The organism is Microvirga pakistanensis (assembly GCF_004458765.1).
Lineage (GTDB): Bacteria > Pseudomonadota > Alphaproteobacteria > Rhizobiales > Beijerinckiaceae > Microvirga > Microvirga pakistanensis.
Window position 1 is genome coordinate 1 of record NZ_SPJX01000546.1, and the last position, 223, is coordinate 223.

Annotated in this window: 1 pseudogene; it reads right to left on the reverse strand. The window is 61.0% G+C overall.

Annotated features, from left to right (window positions below):
• Positions 1-223 (reverse strand): annotated as a pseudogene (locus tag E4K09_RS23750) (M3 family metallopeptidase); the annotation flags it as partial.

The following is a 223-nucleotide window of genomic DNA, read 5'->3' on the forward strand; positions in this document are numbered from 1 at the left end:
CTTGAGCTTCTCCGCCATCTCCCCGTTGAAGGCGTCGCCCGTCTCCTCGAAGGCCGTGAAGGCGTCGGCGTCCAGAACCTCGGACCAGAGATAGCTGTAATAGCCCGAGGACTAGCCGTCGCCTGCGAACACATGGGTGAAGTGGGGCGTGCGATGGCGCATGATGATCTCCCGCGGCATGCCGATTTTCTCCAGCGTTTCCTTCTCGAAGGCGGAGATATCG